The 294-nt window shown below is 43.5% G+C and carries 1 rRNA gene; it reads left to right on the forward strand.

Annotated features, from left to right (window positions below):
* Positions 1-153: 153 nt before the first annotated feature.
* Positions 154-294 (forward strand): 16S ribosomal RNA (locus H3T48_RS08830); the annotation flags it as partial.

Here is a 294-nt window from a genome sequence, read left to right on the forward strand (position 1 = left end):
AAGCAGCAGGTAGTACCTTGAAAACTGAACAATGTTTTCGCAAAAATGTGCGGGTTTAAAGAACCCAAAACAAAAGAGCGAAGTCAATTTCGCAAGCAAATAAATCCGAGATGCAAATCTTGGAACGAATGAGCAAACATTCAAACAAACATTAAAAATGAGAGTTTGATCCTGGCTCAGGACGAACGCTGGCGGCGTGCCTAATACATGCAAGTCGAGCGAGCAAAGTTAAAGGAATACTTCGGTAGGAATTTAATAGCGCGAGCGGCGGATGGGTGAGTAACACGTGGGCAA

The organism is Lactobacillus sp. M0403, assembly GCF_016101265.1.
GTDB lineage: Bacteria > Bacillota > Bacilli > Lactobacillales > Lactobacillaceae > Lactobacillus > Lactobacillus apis.